Annotated in this window: 18 protein-coding genes and 1 tRNA gene; 8 read left to right on the top strand and 11 right to left on the bottom strand. The window is 66.3% G+C overall.

Going from position 1 to position 19897, the window contains the following annotated elements; genetic code table 11:
• Positions 1 to 68 precede the first annotated feature (68 nt).
• The gene (locus EDF58_RS09270; protein WP_132264730.1) at positions 69 to 1031 is read right to left on the bottom strand and encodes a DMT family transporter; all 963 of its coding nucleotides are present in this window, start codon (positions 1029 to 1031) and stop codon (positions 69 to 71) included.
• A gap of 201 nt (positions 1032 to 1232) precedes the next feature.
• On the opposite strand from EDF58_RS09270, the gene EDF58_RS09275 reads away from it, so the two are divergent.
• The 3 genes from EDF58_RS09275 to EDF58_RS09285 all read left to right on the top strand — a co-directional run bounded on the left by EDF58_RS09275 (position 1233) and on the right by EDF58_RS09285 (position 3758).
• Positions 1233 to 2744, top strand: coding sequence for a L,D-transpeptidase family protein (locus tag EDF58_RS09275; RefSeq protein ID WP_243654148.1), 1512 nt, complete (start codon positions 1233 to 1235; stop codon positions 2742 to 2744).
• A 144-nt stretch (positions 2745 to 2888) separates the two neighbouring features.
• Positions 2889 to 3254, top strand: a complete 366-nt coding sequence (locus EDF58_RS09280; RefSeq protein WP_243654149.1) for a hypothetical protein — start codon at positions 2889 to 2891, stop codon at positions 3252 to 3254.
• 204 nt (positions 3255 to 3458) lie between these two features.
• Positions 3459 to 3758 carry a hypothetical protein gene (locus tag EDF58_RS09285; protein WP_132264734.1) on the top strand — a complete coding sequence of 100 codons (300 nt, stop codon included), beginning with the start codon at positions 3459 to 3461 and terminating at the stop codon, positions 3756 to 3758.
• 93 nt (positions 3759 to 3851) lie between these two features.
• On the opposite strand, the gene EDF58_RS09290 is transcribed toward EDF58_RS09285, so the two are convergent.
• Together EDF58_RS09290 and recQ are read right to left on the bottom strand one after the other, a co-directional pair.
• Entirely contained in the window at positions 3852 to 4307 is a 456-nt protein-coding gene (locus EDF58_RS09290) for a YaiI/YqxD family protein (RefSeq protein WP_132264736.1), read from the bottom strand.
• 77 nt (positions 4308 to 4384) lie between these two features.
• Complete coding sequence (gene recQ / locus EDF58_RS09295; protein ID WP_132265313.1) at positions 4385 to 6160, bottom strand: DNA helicase RecQ; 1776 nt, start codon at positions 6158 to 6160, stop codon at positions 4385 to 4387.
• 168 nt (positions 6161 to 6328) lie between these two features.
• On the opposite strand from recQ, the gene EDF58_RS09300 reads away from it, so the two are divergent.
• Positions 6329 to 7243 carry an SDR family NAD(P)-dependent oxidoreductase gene (locus EDF58_RS09300; protein ID WP_132264738.1) on the top strand — a complete coding sequence of 305 codons (915 nt, stop codon included), beginning with the start codon at positions 6329 to 6331 and terminating at the stop codon, positions 7241 to 7243.
• Positions 7244 to 7256: 13 nt separating this feature from the next.
• On the opposite strand, the gene EDF58_RS09305 is transcribed toward EDF58_RS09300, so the two are convergent.
• The 6 genes from EDF58_RS09305 to EDF58_RS09330 form a co-directional block, all read right to left on the bottom strand.
• Positions 7257 to 8450, bottom strand: a complete 1194-nt coding sequence (locus tag EDF58_RS09305; RefSeq protein WP_132264740.1) for a cation:proton antiporter — start codon at positions 8448 to 8450, stop codon at positions 7257 to 7259.
• 227 nt (positions 8451 to 8677) lie between these two features.
• The gene (metH, locus tag EDF58_RS09310; protein WP_132264742.1) at positions 8678 to 11365 is read right to left on the bottom strand and encodes a methionine synthase; all 2688 of its coding nucleotides are present in this window, start codon (positions 11363 to 11365) and stop codon (positions 8678 to 8680) included.
• 36 nt (positions 11366 to 11401) lie between these two features.
• On the bottom strand, positions 11402 to 11929 hold the full coding sequence (locus tag EDF58_RS09315; protein ID WP_132264743.1) for a GNAT family N-acetyltransferase: 528 nt from the start codon (positions 11927 to 11929) through the stop codon (positions 11402 to 11404).
• 4 nt (positions 11930 to 11933) lie between these two features.
• Positions 11934 to 12980 carry a homocysteine S-methyltransferase family protein gene (locus EDF58_RS09320; protein ID WP_132264745.1) on the bottom strand — a complete coding sequence of 349 codons (1047 nt, stop codon included), beginning with the start codon at positions 12978 to 12980 and terminating at the stop codon, positions 11934 to 11936.
• Positions 12981 to 13093: 113 nt separating this feature from the next.
• Positions 13094 to 13996, bottom strand: coding sequence for a methylenetetrahydrofolate reductase [NAD(P)H] (gene metF / locus EDF58_RS09325; protein WP_132264747.1), 903 nt, complete (start codon positions 13994 to 13996; stop codon positions 13094 to 13096).
• Positions 13993 to 14997 carry a metalloregulator ArsR/SmtB family transcription factor gene (locus tag EDF58_RS09330; protein ID WP_132264749.1) on the bottom strand — a complete coding sequence of 335 codons (1005 nt, stop codon included), beginning with the start codon at positions 14995 to 14997 and terminating at the stop codon, positions 13993 to 13995. Before EDF58_RS09330 ends, metF begins: the two co-directional genes overlap by 4 nt.
• A 168-nt stretch (positions 14998 to 15165) precedes the next feature.
• Between EDF58_RS09330 and EDF58_RS25820 the strand changes: the two genes are divergently transcribed.
• Positions 15166 to 15339 (top strand): hypothetical protein, encoded by a 174-nt coding sequence (locus EDF58_RS25820; RefSeq protein ID WP_021232409.1) that lies wholly within the window; start codon positions 15166 to 15168, stop codon positions 15337 to 15339.
• Positions 15340 to 15653: 314 nt separating this feature from the next.
• Here EDF58_RS25820 and EDF58_RS09335 read toward each other — a convergent pair whose 3' ends face one another.
• Entirely contained in the window at positions 15654 to 15896 is a 243-nt protein-coding gene (locus tag EDF58_RS09335; RefSeq protein ID WP_132264751.1) for a hypothetical protein, read from the bottom strand.
• 292 nt (positions 15897 to 16188) lie between these two features.
• Here EDF58_RS09335 and EDF58_RS09340 point away from each other — a divergent pair.
• The 3 genes from EDF58_RS09340 (at position 16189) to EDF58_RS09350 (ending at position 19026) form a co-directional block, all read left to right on the top strand.
• A tRNA-Ala gene (locus EDF58_RS09340) sits at positions 16189 to 16264 on the top strand.
• A gap of 198 nt (positions 16265 to 16462) precedes the next feature.
• Positions 16463 to 17644, top strand: a complete 1182-nt coding sequence (locus EDF58_RS09345; RefSeq protein WP_132264753.1) for a benzoate/H(+) symporter BenE family transporter — start codon at positions 16463 to 16465, stop codon at positions 17642 to 17644.
• 32 nt (positions 17645 to 17676) lie between these two features.
• Positions 17677 to 19026, top strand: coding sequence for a glutamate--tRNA ligase (locus EDF58_RS09350; protein ID WP_132264755.1), 1350 nt, complete (start codon positions 17677 to 17679; stop codon positions 19024 to 19026).
• 85 nt (positions 19027 to 19111) lie between these two features.
• Here the strand turns inward: EDF58_RS09350 and EDF58_RS09355 are convergent, their stop codons facing one another.
• A complete protein-coding gene (locus EDF58_RS09355; RefSeq protein WP_132264757.1) occupies positions 19112 to 19894 on the bottom strand; it encodes a 3-hydroxybutyrate dehydrogenase in 783 nt (260 codons plus the stop codon).
• Positions 19895 to 19897 lie beyond the last annotated feature (3 nt).

A 19897-nucleotide genomic window follows, 5' to 3' on the forward strand; every position in this document is an offset into this window, starting at 1 on the left:
GAAAATGATCGCCGTGCTGCATCGCGACAAGCGGATTCTTCGGCCCCGCCGATGCGCGCTCGCGGCCCTCAGGTCAAGGGGGGCTTGCGTGGTACCTGGGACTCGACTCTTGCGTTGCGTGCACCTGTCCAGCAGCCGATAACGATCAGTATCGTGCCGGCAACAGTTGCGAGATCAAGGCGCTCTCCGAACATCAGCCAGCCAAGCAGGGCGGCCCAGAAAAAGCCGGTATACTCGATCGGCAGCAGCACTTGCGTCTCGGCGCGGGCATAGCCCCAGGACAGGAACAGCAGCGCGCATGTCGCCAGCACGGCGCCGGCCAGGATCAGCAGCAGGCTGCGGGGATCGGGCATGACCGCAAGCCAGGGGGAAAACACCAGGAAAATCAACGTTACCAGCAGGTTCTGGAACTGCGCGATCTCTACCGGCCTGGCCAGAAGCGCCTGCTTGCGCTGGAGCACCAGGTTCATGGCGTAGAACACGGCCGAGAGGAGGATCGCCGCCGTGCCCGCTATCGCTTCGTCAGAATAGGCGCCCGATCCGAGCCGGCCGGCAGTGATCACCAGCACGCCCAGAATGCCCAGCAGCGAAGCGACGACGGCGCGCGGCCGGATCGTCTCGCCCAGGAAAAGCGCTGCGAAATAGAGCGCAATGATCGGGGACACGAAGGAAATGGCGATTCCCTCGGCCATAGGAATTCGTACCAGGCCATAGAAAAAGAGTGCGGCCATGGCCGAAGTGATCGCCGCGCGCAGGGCATGGACCTTCAGCACCGCGCGGGAAGGCAGCGGTCGCCCCGCCGAGAGCCAGAGCGGGAACGTCAGGACCGTGCCGAAGAGATTGCGCAGCAGCAGCGCCGTATAGACGCCCACCGCGAGCCCGGCGCCCTTTATCATCGCGTCCATGGCGCTGAACGTGGCGATCCCGGCAATGACGGCCAGCACCGGCAGCGCCGAGGGGCGACCGGCGGGGTGCAGGCCGAGCGGCGAGCCGGGCGAAGACTCTATATCAGGGGCGGCAGGAGCGCTCATCAGGCCCCGGCTCTCGTCTCCCGCGCGGCCCCGCGCAAGCGCCAATGCAAGCAATTCATCGCAGGGACAGGCGAAATCCTTGAAGAAGGCACTATATGGGGGCAAAGCGGCAAGGTCTGCAGCCAGTTATCCTTGGCTGCGTTTCCCTCGATATCATTCCAGCATCACCAAGGGCAGGTTCAGATCACAATGGCGAGTTTCATGAGGTTCGGTTGCAGCGTGCTGGCGGTCATGGCGGCGACGGGTCTTGCAGCGCAGCCGGCTCTGGCCCAGAAGTCGGACGGAAAGACGGATACCAGGACCGCGTCCTCCAAGACCGATGCGGCGAAGAAGAAGACCGTCTCGGCGCCCACCTCTATTCTGCCGACCACGCAGGCGACCCCCACGCCCACACCAACGCCCAAACCCACGGCGACTGCGAAGCCCGCCGCCAAGACGGCCACGCGCCCGGCAGCGGTGCAGCCGGTGGTCCAGCCTGCCGTGGTTCCCACCGCGATCCCCACGGTTTCGCAGCCGGTGGTGCAGGACGTCGTCGTGGCCGAGCCGGTCATGGCCTGGTCCATGGCGGACGCCAAGGCCCTGCTCGCCACGGTCGAATATATCGGCAAGGAAGGTCTCGTGCCGGCCGACTACCAGCCCTCGGCCTTGCGCGCCGCGATCGCCAAGGGCGAAGGCGACGAGCTTGACGCGCTGGCAAGCCGCGTGTTCGGCTGGCTGATCGAGGATCTGCGCGACGGCCGCACCCCGATGAAGGCCCGCGTGCAGTGGTTTGCGGTAGACCCCGACCAGGACGTGATGCCCACCGCGCAGATCATGGCGCAGTCGCTTTCCGAGCATGACGTGGCCGGCGTGGTGGACAAGCTCGCGCCGACCAACCCCGACTATGCCGCGCTCAAGGCCGATCTCAACGCCACGCCCATGGCCAACAAGGCGCGCCGCGCGCTGATCCAGGCCAACATGGACCGCTGGCGCTGGCTCGCCCGCGACCTCGGCGACGTTTACCTGATGACCAACATTCCGGAATTCCAGCTCCGCCTGGTGGTCAAGAACAAGATCATCCGCAGCTACAAGACCGTGGTCGGCAAGCCCGGCCGCACGGCCACGCCGCAGTTGGCCGAGACGGTGAGCGCAGTGGTCTTCAACCCCACCTGGACCGTGCCGCAGTCGATCGTGAAGGGCGAAGGCCTGGGCGCCAAAGTGCTGAACAACCCCGGCTGGGCGCGTTCGGCAGGCTACAAGGCCACCAAGAACGGCGACGGCACGATCACCGTGGTCCAGCAGCCGGGCGCCAACAACTCGCTCGGCCTGATGAAGATCGACATGCCCAACCCCCACGCGATCTACCTGCACGACACCCCGTCGAAGCAGTATTTCAACTCGGACGTGCGCGCCTTCAGCCACGGCTGCATCCGCACCGAGCGCGCCGTGGAACTGGGCATGACCATGGCGATCCTCGGCGCCAAGAAGACCGCCGCCGAAGCCGCCGAGATCTCCCGCTCGGGCGACTATACCAAGGTCGAGATGACGCGGACGTTCCCGGTCTACCTCACCTATTTCACGTATGCCCGCTCGATCGACGGCCAGCTCAAGCCGTTCGACGATCTCTATGCCCGCGACAAGCCGGTGCTCGACAGCTTTGCCGGCCCGCGCCAGCTCAAGACGACCCAGCGTGCCAGTGAGGAAGAGATCATCAAGCTCGACAATCCTCTCTGACCTGAGGAATCCGCGTCGATCGCGGAAAGACGTTCCAGGGCCCCGGTTACCGCGAGAGCGATTGCCGGGGCCTTGCCTCTCTTGGTCCCGGTGGCCACCTAGTCGTCAGGCGACAAGAACTATCCGGGCGCGGGAGACCAGAGCATGAGCGAACAGGCCAGCGAAGAAACCGGCGGCGGCGCCGGCAGTTCTTTGGGCGGCAACTCCTTGGGCGGCAGCTCCTCGGGTGACGGCGCTCACGGCGATCGTATCGCGGAAGCCACCTCGCGCATTGCCGAGCTGGAAGCCGAACTCGAAGCATCCGGCACCACGACCCGCGAAGCCTCCGAACTCGCACGCGCCAAGGCGCTGCTGCACGCTTGGGTGGACAGTGTCGTCGCCGTTGTGGCGACGCCGGGCGTCGGACGGGCCGTCCTGATCCACGACAACGGCACGGAATCGCGCATCGCCTCCCCCGACCTGCCATTCCGCCTGGCCGTGCCGGTTTCCTTCGACGGCCGCGAGGACTAGGCCGTGACCGCATAAGCGGCGCAATCTTGGCGGGCGGTCCGGATTTGCCCGAAAAGGTCTCTCGCCACGCCGGGAGCCTCTGAACCACCGGGTTATTCCTGCGGCTTGCCGCCTGGCACCGAACCATTTCACCTCAAACCTCGATGGCGCTATTCATGCGATCACGACCTTGGACCGGTTCGCGGTTTCTTGGGGAGGCCGATCATGGTGTGGGATCTGCGGCGGGCGCTGCTACGCAAGGAAGAGTTCGAATCCGGCCGCCTTACCGATTTCGAATTTCGCGAAACCGTACGCACTCTCAAGTTGATGGCGCGGGCTTTCGAAACCGATGAAGCGGCGGTGCTGGATGCGCTCGTCGAACACGGATACGAGGCGGCGCTTCGCGGATTTCCCGAAAGGCTGGGCGAAGAGGCCCGTGAAGAAGTCTGCCTGCGCCTGCGCAAGGAAGCACGGCAGATGCTGATCCGTGAACGCGGCGATCCCACGCCCTACCGGCTCGGCTAGGCGATCGTTTTCCAGCCCGCGTACCGGCCGCCGCGAAGCGCGGACCCGGGGCGGGTAGCCGTCTCCCGGTGGTCCGTCATGAGCCCGCGCGGCCTAGAACTGGCGGCGCTGCAATCGCACCAGCGTCTCATCCAGACTGGAGAGGAAGCGCGATCGGTCGGTCTTGCTGAAGGGCGGCGGGCCTCCCACCACGTCGCCACCTGCCCTGAGGTCGGCCATGATCGCCCGCGTGGCGATGGCGCTGCCGATCGAGGACGTGGTGAAAGGCTTGCCGTTGGGCGCGACCACTTCGGCGCCGAGCTTGAGGCAGCGGTCGGCCAGCAGGATGTCGGCGGTGATCACGACCGCGCCCGGGCCGGTGTTCTCGACGATCCAGTCGTCAGCGGCGTCGAACGCGTCGCTCACCAGCTTGCGCGAGACCAGCGGGCCTTGCGGAACGCGGATGGGGCTGTTGCTGACGACGACCACTGGCACCTTGTGCCGGGCTGCGACCTTGTAGGTCTCGTCCTTCACCGGGCAGGCGTCGGCATCGATCAATATGCGGATCATGTGGGCCCTTTAGCGCTTTGGGCGGCAAATGGCGACCGGAGGCGCGATCGAACTGGTTCGGCGCGGAACGGGAAGGTTCAGAACTGCCGCAGGACTTCGAGGAAGGCCTCGCCATAGGCTTCCAGCTTGCGGGCGCCGACGCCGCCGATCTCTCCGAGCTGTGCCAGCGACGATGGGCGCGCGGCGGCCATTTCGCGCAAGGTGGCGTCATGGAACACGACATAGGGCGGCACGCCCGCTTCCTGGGCGAGATCGCGGCGCAAGGCGCGCAGGGCATCGAACAGGGGATCACCGACCGGGTTGGCGCCGCCGTCCGCCGCGCCGCGTCCACCGCGGCGCTTCTTCTCGCGCTTGGGTGGGACGACGATCTGCACCGAAGCCTCACCCTTGAGGATTTCGCGCGCGTCTCCGCCCAGCGAGAGGCCGCCGTGCTCGGTCGGCAAGAGGCTGCCGCGGGCCTGGAGTGCGCGGGCCAGCGGCTTGAGCAGCGGCTGCTCTTCCTCGGTGAGAATGCCGAAGACCGAAAGCTGGTCGTGCCCGCGCTGCAGCACGCGGTCGTCGCTGGCGCCGGTCAGGACCTTTTCGAGATGGCCCAGCCCATAGCTCTGGCCGGTGCGATAGACGGCCGAAAGCAGCTTGCGCGCCACTTCCGTCACGTCGATCACGCCTGCCGGCTCCAGGCAATTGTCGCAGTTTCCGCAGGAAGGCGCGGGCGTCTCGCCGAAGTGGCGGAGCAGGACCGCGCGGCGGCATTCGGCGGTTTCGACCAGACCCGCGAGGGCATCGAGGCGCTGGCGTTCGCTTTGCAGCCGGTGCGGTTCGATCTCGGAGAGGCGCTGGCGGGCGCGGGCGAAATCGTCGGCTCCCCAGAACATCATCGCCACCGAAGGGTCGCCATCGCGCCCGGCGCGGCCGGTTTCCTGGTAATAGGCCTCGATCGACTTCGGAATGCCGGCATGGGCGACGAAGCGCACGTCCGGCTTGTCGATGCCCATGCCGAAGGCGACCGTGGCCACCATGACCATGTCTTCCGAGGCCACGAAGGCGGCCTGGTTGCGGGCGCGCACTTCGGGATCGAGCCCGGCGTGATAGGGCAGTACGCGCCGCCCGGTGGCGGAGGCCAGAGTCTCGGCCAGTTGCTCCACGCGGGCGCGGGTGGGGGCGTAGACGATGCCCGGGCCCGGGTTCTCCTCCATCACCGCTTTCAGCTGCCGCATCGCATTGTCGCGCGGGCGGATCGTGTAGCGGATGTTCGGACGGTCGAACCCGGCGACGATCAGCCCTTCTTCGGCAATGCCGAGCTGGGCGAGAATGTCGGTGCGGGTATGATGGTCTGCCGTGGCCGTCAGGGCGAGGCGCGGCACTTGCGGGAAAGCGTCCAGCAGGGGCCGCAGCAGGCGGTAGTCCGGCCGGAAATCGTGGCCCCATTCGGAAACGCAGTGTGCTTCGTCGATGGCGAAGAGAGCGACGCGCGACTGTTCGAGCAGCTCACGGAAATGGGGCTGGCTCGCGCGTTCGGGGGCGATGTAGAGCAGGTCCAACTCACCCGCGCGGAAGCGGTCCATGGTGAGGCCGCGATCGGCATCGGCGCTGGTCAGCGTGGCGGCGCGGATGCCGTTGGCAGTGGCCGAGCGCAACTGGTCGTGCATCAGCGCGATCAGCGGCGAAACCACCACGCAAGTGCCCTCCAGCATCACCGCGGGCAGCTGATAGGTCAGCGATTTGCCCGCGCCGGTCGGCATCACCGCCAGGGTGGAGCGGCCCGAAAGCGCGCGCGTGACCACCTGTTCCTGCACGCCGCGAAAGGCGTTGAAGCCGAATGTGGCATGGAGCGCTTCGTGCGCGTCAGGCAGGAGATCGGCAAGAGGGTCAGCGTCTGGCACGGGGCGCTTATGGCAGAGCGATGGCAGGTCTGAAAACCGCCGAACCGATGATTTCCTCCGTTTCCGGCCCAATCGCTTGCGGTTTGGCCGCGCGAGTAGTCGAAATGGCGGCAACGAGAAGCGAGAGGAGCGTGAAGCATGGGGTCTGGAGCAGAATCAGGGCGCGTGGCGGTGGTGACGGGCGCCAGTTCGGGCATCGGCCTGGAGACGGCAAAGGCTCTGGCGCGGCAGGGCTTTCGCGTGATCGGCGTGGGCCGCGATGCCGGGCGCTGCGCCGAAGCCGCGGCGGCGCTTGCGGCCGAGATCGGCGCAGGCGGCGGCGAAGCGGAGATGCTCCGCGCCGATCTCTCGTTGCTGGCCGACGTGGACCGTCTGGCGGACGAGATCGCCAGAAAGGTCGACCGCGTGGACGTGCTGGTTAACAATGCGGGCGGAATGGCGCGCGAACAGGCCATCACGGCCGAGGGTTTCGAGGCGAACTACGCGGCGAATTTCCTGGGGCCTTTTGCCTTGACCGCAAGACTGCTGCCGCTGCTGCGCCAGGCAGCGGCCAGGAGCGGCGGGGCAGGGGCCGGCAGCGTCCGGATCGTCAACACCGCCTCGGACGGCAGCGAGATGATTCCCGCGATCAATCTGGAAGACCTCCAGAACCTGGACAACTGGAGCCCCGGCGCGGCCTATTGCAGCGGCAAGCTTGCCAATGTGCTGCACGCGCGGGCTTTGGCGCCCCGGCTGGCGAAGGATGGGATCGTCGCGCACTCGGTCCATCCCGGCACGGTGGGCAGCAACTTCTTCTCCCACACGCCGGAAAGCGTCCAGGCCGCCTATGGCGACGCGCCCAAGCTGTCGCCGGCGCAGGGCGCCGATACGGTGATCTGGCTGGCGACGGCGGCAGAACCGGGCGAATCGAGCGGCGATTACTGGTTCGAACGGGCGCGCCGAAAGCCCAATCCCCTGGTCGAGGACGCGGCTTTCGTCGAGGCGTTCTGGCAGGCGGCGGAGAAACTGTCCGGCCGGGAAGGCGTGGGCCAGGTCGTCAACGGCCCGGGGTGAAATCGGCTTCCGGTCAAACGGCCCCGTCCTGCCCCATCCGGGCAAGGCGGGGCTTGACGATGGGCACGGTCAGCATGGTGCTCATGACCGCCATCAGCAGCAGGGCGGTGAAGGTCTCGGGCGTGATGATCCGCTTGTCGAGCAGCACGTTGACGAAGATGATCATGATCAGGGCCTTGGTCTGGAGCATCCAGCCGATCACCGTGGCATCGCCCTTCTTCCATCCCAGCAGGCGGCCGGCCAGGTGTACGCCGGCCAGCTTGCCTGCCACCGAGGCCAGCAGGAACAGCAGCGCCGCGCCCATGACCAGCAGGCCGCCCATGCCCCAGTCGGTGCGAAGCCCCGTGCTGAGGAAGAATACCGGCATGACCGTGAGCAGCAGGAATTCGCGGAACAGGTCCAGCTTCTCGCGGCTGAACCAGCGGGCGTCGAGCACGACACCGGCGAGGAAGGCGCCGACCATGAAGTGCAGGCCGGACCAGTCTGCGGCGAAACTGACCAGCGCCAGCCAGATCAGCGATACGAACCACCGGTCCTGTTCGCCCAGGCGCTTGAACAGGGCGCGGACCAGGAACGAGGCCGCGGCGAAAGCGAGAAGGAACAGGCCCTGCCGTCCCACGCGCTCCCAATCGACGAGGATCAGGGCGAGCACGCCCCAGATGGCGATATCGTCCAGGCTGGCATAGCGCAGCAGCCGCTGGCCGAGCGGTTCGCGGAACACGCCCAGCTTTTCCATCAGCAGCACCAGGATCGGCAGCGCCGTGACCGCACAGGCCATGCCCACGCCGAGCACGGCCTGCGGATAAGTGCCCTTCGGCCCGATCCATCCGGGCGTGCGCAGCAGCAGGGCCGCGGCGATCGATCCGAACAGCAGCGGCGTCAGCAAGGCGCAGGCGGCGGTGAGCGTGGTCTCGCCGCGGTGCTTCCAGGCGTCGGAAAGATCGAGTTCCACTCCGGCGACGAAGACGAACATCATCACCGCCCACCATGCCACGCCGTTAAGCGCGGTCATGACTTGCGGATTGAAGACGAAGGCATGGAATGCGGGCGCGGCATGGCCGAGCACGCCGGGGCCGAGCAGGATGCCGCCGATGATCTGGACGACGACCAGCGGCGCCCAATGTTCCGTGCGGAGCAGCCGCCATACCAGGTACGGCGCGCCGAGGATGATCGTCAACGCGATCAGATAGATTTCGGTCGTCCCCATCGGGTCCCCATTCCCATGTTTCTTATCGGGGGGATGGATGCCTCGCCCGGTCGGAATGGACAATCGGGACCGCCGGGTTTTTCCGGGAGTTTTCCGGATTGCAATCGAATGAGTGTGTTGCCGGCCGCCCTCACGCCTCATTTCCTGGAGCGTGAGACCCCCATTTCGTCGGGCGACGAAAAGAAGGTCTCCCGCTCATGTAATTCGGGCGATGCCCTACCTTGTTGTCAGTCGAGGTTGGGGCGCAGCCAGCGTTCAGCCACGGCAAGGTCCACGTCGCGGCGTTCGGCATAGTCTTCGAGCTGGTCGCGGCCGATGCGGGCCACGCCGAAATACTGGCTTTCCGGGTGGCCGAAGTAGAAGCCCGAGACGGCAGCGGTGGGCAGCATGGCCTGGCTTTCGGTCAGGGTGATGCCTGCATTGTCCTGCGCCTTCAGCAGGTCGAACAGCATCGGCTTCAGCGAATGGTCCGGGCAGGCCGGATAGCCGGGCGCCGGGCGGATGCCGCGATATTCCTCGCGGATCAGGGCTTCGTTGGTGAACTGCTCGTCCGGGGCATAGCCCCAGAGCGTCGTGCGGACATGCTGGTGCAGGCGTTCGGCGAAGGCCTCGGCGAAGCGGTCGGCCAGCGCCTTGAGCAGGATGTCCGAATAGTCGTCATGCGCGGCCTGGAAGCGTTCGAGGTGCGGTTCGATGCCGTGGATGCCCACCGCGAAGCCGCCCAGCCAGTCGCCCGCCGGATCGACGAAGTCGGAAAGGCAGTAGTTGGCGCGGCCGCGGCTCTTCTTGAACTGCTGGCGCAGGAACGGCAGGCGGACGAAGTCCGGGCCTTCATGGACGCCCTGCTGGATGGCGTCGTAGACGACCTGCGGGTCCATACCGCCGGCGCCGACGATCACGTCGTCATCCTTGGTCGCGGCGGGCCAGAAGGCGCAGACGCCCTTGGCGGTGAGCCACTTTTCCTCGACGATCTGCGCGAGCATCGCCTTCGCGTCGGCAAACAGGCTGCGGGCGCTTTCGCCCACCACGTCGTCCTCGAGAATGGAAGGATAAGTGCCCGCCAGTTCCCAGGCGCGGAAGAACGGCGTCCAGTCGAACACGTCGACCAGTTCGTCGAGGCTCCAGTCCTCGAAGACATGGAGGCCGGGCTTCACCGGTGCACCCGGCTTCTGCGCGAAGTCGGCGGAGAAGCCGTTGGCGCGGGCGTCGGCGATGGAGAGCAGTTCGCTTTGACCCTTGCCTTCGCGGGCCACGCGGACTTTCTCGTATTCGTCCGCCGTCGAGGCGATGAAGCCGGTGGCCTGGGTGTCGGACAGCAGCTGCGAGGCGACGCCGACCGCGCGGCTGGCGTCGAGCACATGGACGACGGGGCCTTCGTAAGCCGGGTCGATGCGCAGGGCGGTGTGGACCTTGGAGGTCGTGGCGCCGCCGATCAGCAGCGGAATGGTCATCCCGGCGCGCTGCATTTCCTCGGCCACGGTCACCATCTCGTCAAGCGAGGGGGTGATGAGGCCCGAGAGGCCGATGATGTCCGCCTCGTGCTCGTTGGCGGCCTCGAGGATCTTGCTCCAGGGCACCATGACGCCAAGGTCGATCACTTCGTAGCCGTTGCACTGAAGCACGACGCCGACGATGTTCTTGCCGATGTCATGGACGTCGCCCTTGACGGTGGCCATGATGATCCGGCCCTTCGCCTTGGTCTTGGCGTCCTTTTCCGCCTCGATGAAGGGGATGAGGTGGGCCACGGCCTTCTTCATGACGCGGGCCGACTTCACGACTTGCGGCAGGAACATCTTGCCCGAGCCGAACAGGTCGCCGACCACGTTCATGCCGCCCATCAGCGGGCCTTCGATCACTTCGATCGGGCGGCCGCCGCGAGCCGCGATCGCGGCGCGGGCTTCCTCGGTATCCTCGACGACATGAGCGTCGATGCCGCGTACCAGCGCGTGTTCGATGCGCTTGACCACGTCCCAGCCGCGCCATTCCTCGGCGGCCTTTTCGGCCACGGCGTCCTTGCCCTTGAAGCTCTCGGCCAGTTCGATCAGCCGTTCGGTGGAGGTCTTGCCATCCTCGCCCACGCCGGGGCGGCGCATCATGATGACGTCTTCGCAAGCCTCGCGCAGGGCGGGGTCGATCTGGTCGTAGACGTCGAGCTGGCCGGCGTTGACGATCGCCATGTCGAGCCCGGCGGGGATCGCATGGTAGAGGAATACGGAGTGCATCGCCCGGCGCACCGTCTCGTTGCCGCGGAACGAGAACGAGAGGTTGGAAAGCCCGCCCGAGAAGTGGACGTGCGGGCAGGCCTTGCGGATTTCCACCACGGCCTCGATGAAGTCCAGCCCGTAGCGGTCATGCTCCTCGATGCCGGTGGCGACCGCGAAGACGTTGGGGTCGAAGATGATGTCCTCGGGCGGGAAGCCGATGCCGGTCAGCAGCTTATACGCGCGCGAGCAGATCTCGATCTTGCGTTCGCGGGTGTCGGCCTGGCCGGTCTCGTCGAAGGCCATGACCACGACGGCGGCGCCATAATCCATGCACTTGCGGGCCTGGGCCAGGAACGGTTCGACCCCTTCCTTCATCGAGATCGAATTGACGATCGGCTTGCCCGACACGCACTTGAGCCCGGCCTCGATGACTTCCCACTTCGAACTGTCGATCATCACCGGCACGCGGGCGATATCCGGCTCGGCGGCGATCAGCTTGAGGTAGGTGGTCATGGCCTCAACCGCGTCGAGCAGGCCTTCGTCCATGTTGACGTCGATCACCTGCGCGCCGTTGTCCACCTGCTGGCGGGCCACGTCGACGGCGGTGGGATAGTCGCCGGCCATGATGAGCTTCTTGAACTTCGCCGAGCCGGTGACGTTGGTGCGCTCGCCGATGTTGACGAAACGGGCGCCGGAATGAATCGAGGTCATGGTGTGTGGTTCTCGTTGAATCAGTTGGCCAGCGAATCAGTTCGCTAAATTGAGCGCGAGCACGAAATCGTCGTAGGTCTTGCCGCCCACGTCGAAAGTCCGGGTGCCGATCGTTTCGAAGCCGTGCTTGGCGTAGAAGGCGAGGGCGCGGTGATTGTCGTTCTTCACGCCCAGCAGCAGCCGGGAGTGGCTGGTCGCGGCAGCCTCGCGCACGATCCGCATCATGGTGCCGGCCATCATCGAACCCTGGAAGCGCGAGAACAGATAGATGCGCTTGAGTTCGAGGTCGCCTTCACCCGCCAGTTCCAGTTCGGGCCGGCAGAGCAGGGCATAGCCGACCGGGGCATGGCCCGGTTCGACTTCGGCCAGCCAGGCCCGCGCGCCATTGGCCAGGTATTTGCGGTAGTTCTCGGCCGAATGCTGCTTGAGGCAGTGGGCGACGATGCCCGCGCCGTCGACGAGGCCGGCGAAGCTCTCGAGGAACGTCGCGGCGGCCACGAGGGACAGCGCATCGGCATCGTCGGCGCCCGCCGGGCGAATGCGCCAGATCGGAAATTCGGTCATCCCGTTAGCCGACCATGGTGAAAGGTTCAAGGCCGGCAAGGCGCGTGACCGGGGCCAGGGCGGGCAGGTGGCGCGGGGGCAGGCCCGCCACTGTCCGCGCCATGGCGGCGATGTGGTCCGGCGTGGAGCCGCAGCAGCCGCCCAGCACGTTGACTTGTCCCGCCACGGCCCATTCGCCCACGAAGCCCGCGGTGGCCTCGGGCATTTCGTCGTAGGCGCCCAGTTCGTTGGGCAGGCCGGCGTTGGGATAGATCATGATCAGCGTGTCGGCGAGTTCGGACAGCGTCTTCACATGCGGGCGAAGCTGGGTGGCGCCGAACGAGCAGTTGAGTCCGATCGTCACCGGACGGGCATGGCGCACCGCGTGCCAGAAGGCTTCCACCGTATGGCCGGAAAGGTTGCGGCCCGACAGGTCGGTCAGCGTCATGGACATCATGATCGGCACTTCGCGGCCCAGTTCGGCTTCGAGGTGGCGCACGGCCATGATCCCGGCCTTGGCGTTGAGCGTGTCGAACACGGTCTCGATCAGGATGAAGTCCGCGCCGCCTTCCACGAGGGCCGCGGCCTGTTCCTTGTAGACGTCGACCAGCTCGTCCCAGTCGATCTCGCGGTAGCCGGGATCGTTGACGTCGGGGCTGAGCGAGAGCGTCTTGTTCGTCGGCCCGATCGCGCCGGCCACGAAGCGCGGGCGGCCGTCCCTGGTCTGGTACTCGTCGGCCAGGCGGCGGGCGAGCTTGGCCGATTCGACGTTGATCTCGCGCACGAGGTGCTCGGCGCCGTAGTCGGCCTGGCTGATGCGGTTGGCCGAGAAAGTGTTGGTCTCGGCAATGTCGGCCCCGGCCTCGAAATAGGCGCGGTGGATCGATTCCGGCACCTCGGGCTTGGTCAGCGCGAGGATGTCGTTGTTGCCCTTCTGGTCATGGGTAAGGCCGAGGTTGCCGGCATAGTCCGCTTCGCTGAGCTTCCAGCGCTGGATTTCGGTGCCGAAGGCGCCGTCCGTGATGAGGATGCGCTTGGCGGCTTCGGCGAGGAACTGTTCTCTGGCACTCATGGTTTTCGTCCTTACTCACCCGCACTCGGGGCCGGTTGTTCCGGGTCCGCTTCGGGCCGATCGCGCCTTGCTGCACGAACGGCCCGGAGACAAGTCTGCATGCTCGTCCGCGTTCAGGCGCCCGGTTTCGGACGCAGGCCGAGGAGCTGGCAGATCGCATAGGCCTGCTCGGCGCGGTTGAGCGTGTAGAAGTGAAGATCGCGCACGCCGCCTTCATAGAGCCTGCGGCACAAGTCTGCAGCGGCGACCGCGGCGACCAGCGCGCGCGGGCCGGGGCGCTCGTCCAGGCCCTCGAACATGATTTCGAGCCAGCCCGGGATCTCCGTATTGCCCGACATGCGGCGGATCGCGGCGAAGCTCGTCACCGGCATGATACCGGGCAGGATCGGCGCGGAGATGCCTGCGGCCAGCACTTTATCGAGGAACCGGAAATAGGCGTCGGTCGAGAAGAAGAACTGTGTGATCGCGCGATTCGCACCGGCATCCAGCTTGCGCTTCAGGTTGTCGAGGTCGGCATCGGCGCTTGCCGCTTCCGGATGGACTTCGGGGTAGGCCGCCACCGAAATGTCGAAATCGTGCCGTGCCTTCAGGCCCGCGACGAGGTCGGCGGCGCCGGCATAGCCCTGCGGGTGCGGGGTGAAGACACCGCCGCTGCTCGGCGGCGGATCGCCGCGCAGGGCAACGATGTGGCGTACGCCGGCCTCCCAGTACTGGTCGGCGATCTCGGCGATCTCGTCCTTGCTCGCGCCCACGCAGGTCAGGTGGGCGGCAGGGACCAGCTGCGTCTCGCGAACCAGCCGGGAAACGGTGGAGTGCGTGCGCTCACGCGTGGAACCGCCGGCGCCATAAGTCACCGAGACGAAGCTGGGGTCGAGCGGCGCAAGCTGGGTGATCGCGTCCCAGAGCTGTTCCTCCATTTTCTCCGTCTTGGGCGGGAAGAACTCGAAGGAAACGGAAATGTCGCCCGGCAGGTCCTCGAAAAGCGGGGCTGAGACCGGTCGTTCGGCGAAAGTCATGGGAGTTCGGTCTTTCTGTCTTGAGTCTCGGGATTCTCGAAGGGTTCGGCAGCGGGCAGGCGCCGCGCCGTCCAGATCTTTACGGTCAGCGCATCGCTGGGCAGCGCCACCGGCGGTTCCGGCGCGAAGCCCGCGTCGGCCAGCAGCGTCTCCATTTGCTCGTCGGCGAAACCGAGGCGGGCGTGGGCGTGGCGCTCGCGCAGATCTTCGCGTTCGTGCGCGGCGAAATCGACCACGGCGATGCGGCCGCCCTCGCGCGTGACGCGGGCGGCTTCGGTCAGGACGATGCCGGGGGCCTGTGCATAGTGGAGCACCTGGTGGAACAGCACGGTGTCGAAACTGGCGGGTACGAAGGGCAGGGCGGTGAAGTCGCCCTGCAGCAACGAAACCTTGTCCGCTGGCAAAGATTGCAACCGTGCACGAGCAATTCGCAACATGTCCGGGCTCTTGTCGAGCGCGGTGACATGGCCGGCCTTGCCCGCGAGCAGCTCGGCCATGCGTCCGGTGCCGGTGCCGACATCGAGCAGGGCACCCAGCTTCTGGCGTCCGAAGGCGGCGAGCAATGCCGATTCGACCGGGCCGTCCGCGCCATGAAGCTGGCGCAGCGAATCCCATTCCTCGGCATGGCTGGCGAAGTAGGCCTGGGCGCTGGCCTCGCGGGCCTCGCGAATCGCGGCAAGCTGGCGGCGATCCTCGTTGCAGCGCGCCGAAAAGGCCGGATCGTCGCGTTCGGCAATGGCAAGGAGCTGCGCGGCGGCGGCGCCCATCGGCGGCTCGCTTTTTTCCTTCACGGCCGTGCGCAGGAAGACCCAGCTACCTTCCTTGCGGCGCTGGGCGAGGCCCGCGTCGCACAGGATCTTGACGTGGCGGGATACTCTCGGCTGGCTCTGTCCGAGCACTTGCGCCAGCTCTCCGACCGCCAGTTCCATGTGTGCGAGCAGACGCATGATGCGTAGCCGTGTCGGCTCGGAAAGAGCCTTCAGAAGAGGGTCGATTTGCATGGTCTGGCATATAAAGATATCTTTATATGTGTGCAAGCCCTAGGATTTCTGCGGATTTCCGGTCCCTTACTTCCCGTTTGCGTTGCACCATTGTCTCGTCTAAAGAATGGCACCGCAGGCTTGCCTGCAAGCGTTGGCCTGTGCGCCAAACAATGCAAGGGGATTCGCATGAAGAAGATTGCTTTTGCCGCGTTCGCGTCGGCTGCCGCTCTGTCGCTCGCTGCTTGCGGTGGCGAAAAGCCCACCGAAGCTGCTACCGAGTCGGTTGAGACCCTGCCCGAGGAAACTCTGGCTGCTACCACCGAAGCGGCTACCGAAGAAGCCACCGCGGCTGCCGAGTAATCGGTTCGGGGGCCGCGCACCGACCTTCTTGGTCTGCCGGCCCCCAGTTGCTTTCCGCCTTTCTTGGAAATCAAGAGGGATCACGGAAAGTCCGTCCGAGACGGAAAAAGCCCTCCCCTCCGGGAGGGTTTTTTATTTGCCCGCACCGCGAAGGCGCGTTTGCCCCGGACGATAGGCATTTTGCACAGCATTATTTGCATGGCTGCGCTGCCCGATTCGTGCACGCCTTATTCCATTTCGCCCGATTTTCCAGGCAGACGCTCGGGAGCCCCGCAGCGCAAAACCCGCCTTGGAAACTCCCGGCGACATTCAGGTCACGGGCACTTGGTGAACTGACCCTTCTTGGCGCCCGAACTGAAGCGGCACTTGCCGTCCGTGCCCTTGACCACGCCGGGCGTGACTTTGGCTGTGGTGACTTTGGTGGTGGTCTTCTTGGTCGTCACGGTCTTGCAGGGCACGAACTTGCCCTGCGCATCGCGGCAGGAATTGGCTGCCAGTGATGGGGTGGCTGCCAGAACGCCGATTGCCGCGGCGACGGTCATCAACTTGCGAATCATGATCGCTCTCCCTTTCGCACCTTCGCACAATGCCTCTGTACTTGCCTGCGCCGGGCGAGATGTCGCCCGTATGAACCTGGCCATCTGAAGCTTTACGTGCTGCCGGACGGCTGTGCCCGCCCCGCTGCCGGTCGGCGCTTCCGCGCTCTTCGTTTCATGACCATTCGAACAACTTTCGAAACCCGTGAATGTTTCTCTTGTCAGATCGAAAAAGCCGATCTAGAGGGCTGCCTCCCACGCCGCTGCGCGCGGGACCGGATCGCCCGCCCAGGTGCGATCCGCTGAAATGGACGGGGCCTTAGCTCAGCTGGGAGAGCGCCTGCATGGCATGCAGGAGGTCAGCGGTTCGATCCCGCTAGGCTCCACCATTTCCCCGCGACATTCGCGAACTTCCCGATTTATCAGAGAGATGCTGTCAGGCGCATCGCCTGTCCGATGCTCATTGCCTGCCAGCTTCACGAGAAGTGCGAACGGGGTGCAGGCCATCGGGGTCCGGCAATGGCGCTGCACTGCAGGGCCGGGCCCAAGGTCTTCCCATCCCGGACAAACCTGCCCATAGCACCGCCATGCTTTCCCGTGTTTCTGCGTCATTGCCGCCGCTCGCTTCCTGGACTTCCGCGTTGATCGCCGCTCTGATCGGGTTCGGGGGCACCGTTGCCCTGGTGGTTCAGGCCATGCAGGCGCTGGGGGCCGAGGCCGGGCAGGTCGGCTCGGCAGTGACGGCGCTCTGCCTCGGCATTGCGGTGGCCGGGGCGATTCTCTCGCTGTGGACGCGCATGCCGGTGGTGCTGGCGTGGTCCACGCCGGGCGCGGCTCTGCTCGCCGCGAGCAACGGCGGCGCGGCCTGGCCGGTCGCGATCGGTGCCTTCATGGCGGCAGCGGCGCTGATGTGCCTGCTGGGGCTGGTGCCCGCACTCGGCCGGCTGGCCGCGCGCATTCCCGCCTCGGTGGCGTCGGCCATGCTTGCAGGAGTGCTGCTGCCGTTCTGCCTCCAGCTGTTCCGCACCCTGGAAACCGACGCGCTGCTGGTCGTGGTCCTGCTGCTGGTCTTCGTCATCGCCCGACAGCGTTTTCCGCTCTATGCCTTGCTGCTGGTGCTCGTCTCGGGCGTGGCGGTCGTACTGACGCGCGGTGATGTTGCCGGATTCGCGCCTCGCTCGCTGATCGGCGGGCTGGAGCCGGTCATGCCCGCTTTCGACCTCAAGGCCGTGGCCAGCATCGGCGTTCCGCTGTTCCTCGTCACGCTGGTCTCGCAGAACCTGCCCGGCCTCGTCGTGCTGCGGACCGCCGGTTACGAGCCTCGGCCGCAGCCCCTGCTGCTGGGCACGGGGCTGGCGACGATGCTGCTTGCGCCGTTCGGCGCTCACGGCGTCAACCTGGCGGCCATCACCGCGGCGATCTGCACCAGCTCCGACGCTCACCCGGATCAGGCGCGCCGCTGGACGGTGGGGTTGATCTACGCCGGATTCTACCTGGCCCTGGCGCTGTTCTCCGCGCCGCTCGTGCAGTTTTTCCTGACCATGCCCAAGGCCTCCATCGCCGCGTTCACCGGCATTGCCCTGATCGCGCCGCTGTCGGGGGCGGTCGAGAACATGCTCATCGAGAAGACCGAGCGCGATGCCGCGATCCTGACTTTCGCGGCGACGGCGTCCGGCGTTTCGTTGCTCGGCATCGGCTCGGCGTTCTGGGGGCTGCTGGCCGGCTTTGCGGCCCTGGCGGCCAAGGCGGTTTTCGCGCGCCGAAATTGACCTCCCGGCCGGCCCGCCGTAACGCGCGGGACATGACCGTAACCCGCTTCGCTCCCTCGCCCACCGGGCACCTCCACGTCGGCAACATCCGCACGGCGCTGCACAACTGGCTGCTGGCACGAAAGGGTGCCGAGGGGCAGGCGGGCGGCCGGTTCCTGCTGCGCATCGACGACACCGACGCCGCGCGCTCGAAGGAGGAATATGTCGAGGGCATCCGCGCCGACTTGTCCTGGCTCGGCATCGCGTGGAGCGGCGAGGAGCGCCAGTCGGCCCGTTTCGCGCTTTACGAGCGGGAATTCGAGAAGCTGAAGGCCGCCGGGCGCGTCTATCCTTGCTGGGAAACGCCGCAGGAACTGGAGCTGAAGCGCAAGGTCCTTCTCGGCCGCGGCCTGCCGCCGATCTACGATCGCGGCGCCCTGGTCTTGTCCGAAGCGGAGAAGGCGGCGCGAATCGCCAGCGGCGACCTGCCGCACTGGCGCTTCCTGCTCGACCGGGACGAACCCATCGTCTGGGAAGATGGCATTCGCGGCCCCCAGAAGTTCGATGCCGCGCAGATGAGCGACCCGGTGATTCGCCGCGCCGACGGTTCCTGGCTCTACATGCTGCCCTCGGCCATCGACGACGTGGACATGGGCGTCACCCAGATCCTGCGCGGCGAGGATCACGTTTCCAACACCGCGGCGCAGGTCCAGATGTTCACCGCGCTCGGCGCGCCGGTCCCCGCTTTTGCGCACGAGGCGCTGCTGGTGGGCACCGAAGGCAAGCTGTCCAAGCGCCTCGGCTCGCTGGGTGTCGCGCATTTCCGGGAAATCGGCATCGAGCCGCAGGCCGTCGTGGCGCTGCTCGTGCGCCTTGGCACCAGCGATCCGGTCGATCCCGCGCTGGATGCGGAAGCACTGGCGGCGGCCTTCGATCTTTCCCGCTTCGGACGCGCGCCCGCCCGTTTCGACGAGGTGGAACTGCAGCGGGTCAATGCCGCCGTGGTCCATGCGCTGCCTTTCGAGGCCGTCTCCGACCGGCTCCCGGATGAAATGGACGCCGGGGCGTGGGAAACGATTCGCCCCAACCTGTCATATGTCCACGAGGCGGCCGACTGGTGGACCGTCGTGATCGGCCCGATCGAGGCGCCCACGCTGGCCGGGGAAGACCGCGCCTATCTGGCCGAGGCCGTCGCCGTACTGTCGAAGCTCGAATGGAGCGACGGGGTGTGGAAGGCGCTGACCGGGGCGCTCAAGGATGCCACCGGGCGCAAGGGCAAGGGGCTGTTCCTGCCGCTGCGCCTGGCGTTGACGGGGATGGAGCATGGACCCGACATGGGCGCGCTCCTGCCGCTGATCGGGCGCGAAGAGGCTCTGGCGCGGCTCAAGGTCGTGGCGGGCTAGAGAAATAAAGAGGGTCTGGGGGATGATCCCCCAGACCCTCGGAATGGGTTCGCCGCGCGCCGCCTGACGCGGTGCGCTTCTTGCCTTACTCCATGAACCATCCGTGGCTCGCCACCAGCGACTGCCCGGTGAGCGCGTTGGTCTGGAACCCTGCGAAGAACAGCGCGACTTCGGCGATGTCGTCCACGGTGGTGAATTCGCCGTCGACGGTCTGGCCCAGCATCACCCGGCTGACGACTTCGTCCTCGGAAATGCCGAGTTCCTTGGCCTGCTCGGGGATCTGCTTGTCCACCAGGGGCGTGCGCACGAAGCCGGGGCAGATCACGTTCGAACGGACGCCCTTCTTGCCGCCTTCCTTGGCGATCACGCGCGCCAGGCCGAGCAAGCCGTGCTTGGCGGTGACATAGGCGGATTTCAGCGGGCTCGCTTCCTTCGAATGGACCGAACCCATGAAGATGATCGAACCGGAATTCTGCGCATACATGTGCGGCAGCACGGCCTTGGAGGTGAGGAAGGCGCCGTCGAGGTGGATGGCCAGCATCTTCTTCCAGTCGGAGAAGGCGAACTGGTCCACCGGATTGACGATCTGGATGCCGGCATTGGAAACCAGCACGTCCACGGTGCCCCAGGCCTCTACCACCTTGGCGACGCCGGCATTCACCTGATCCTCGCTGGTCACGTCCATGGCGACGGCGAGGGCGGCAGTGCCGTACCTGGCTTCGATCTCGTCGGCCGCCTTCTGCGCGGCGTCTATGTTGAGGTCGGCGATAGCCACTTTCCCGCCCTCGGCCGCGTACTTGTGGGCGATGGCATTGCCGATTCCGCTGGCGGCGCCAGTGACGATGCAGGCCTTGTCCTTCAGTTTCATCTA

The sequence above is a fragment of the Novosphingobium sp. PhB57 genome (assembly GCF_004342985.1).
In the GTDB taxonomy this organism is placed as follows: domain Bacteria; phylum Pseudomonadota; class Alphaproteobacteria; order Sphingomonadales; family Sphingomonadaceae; genus Novosphingobium.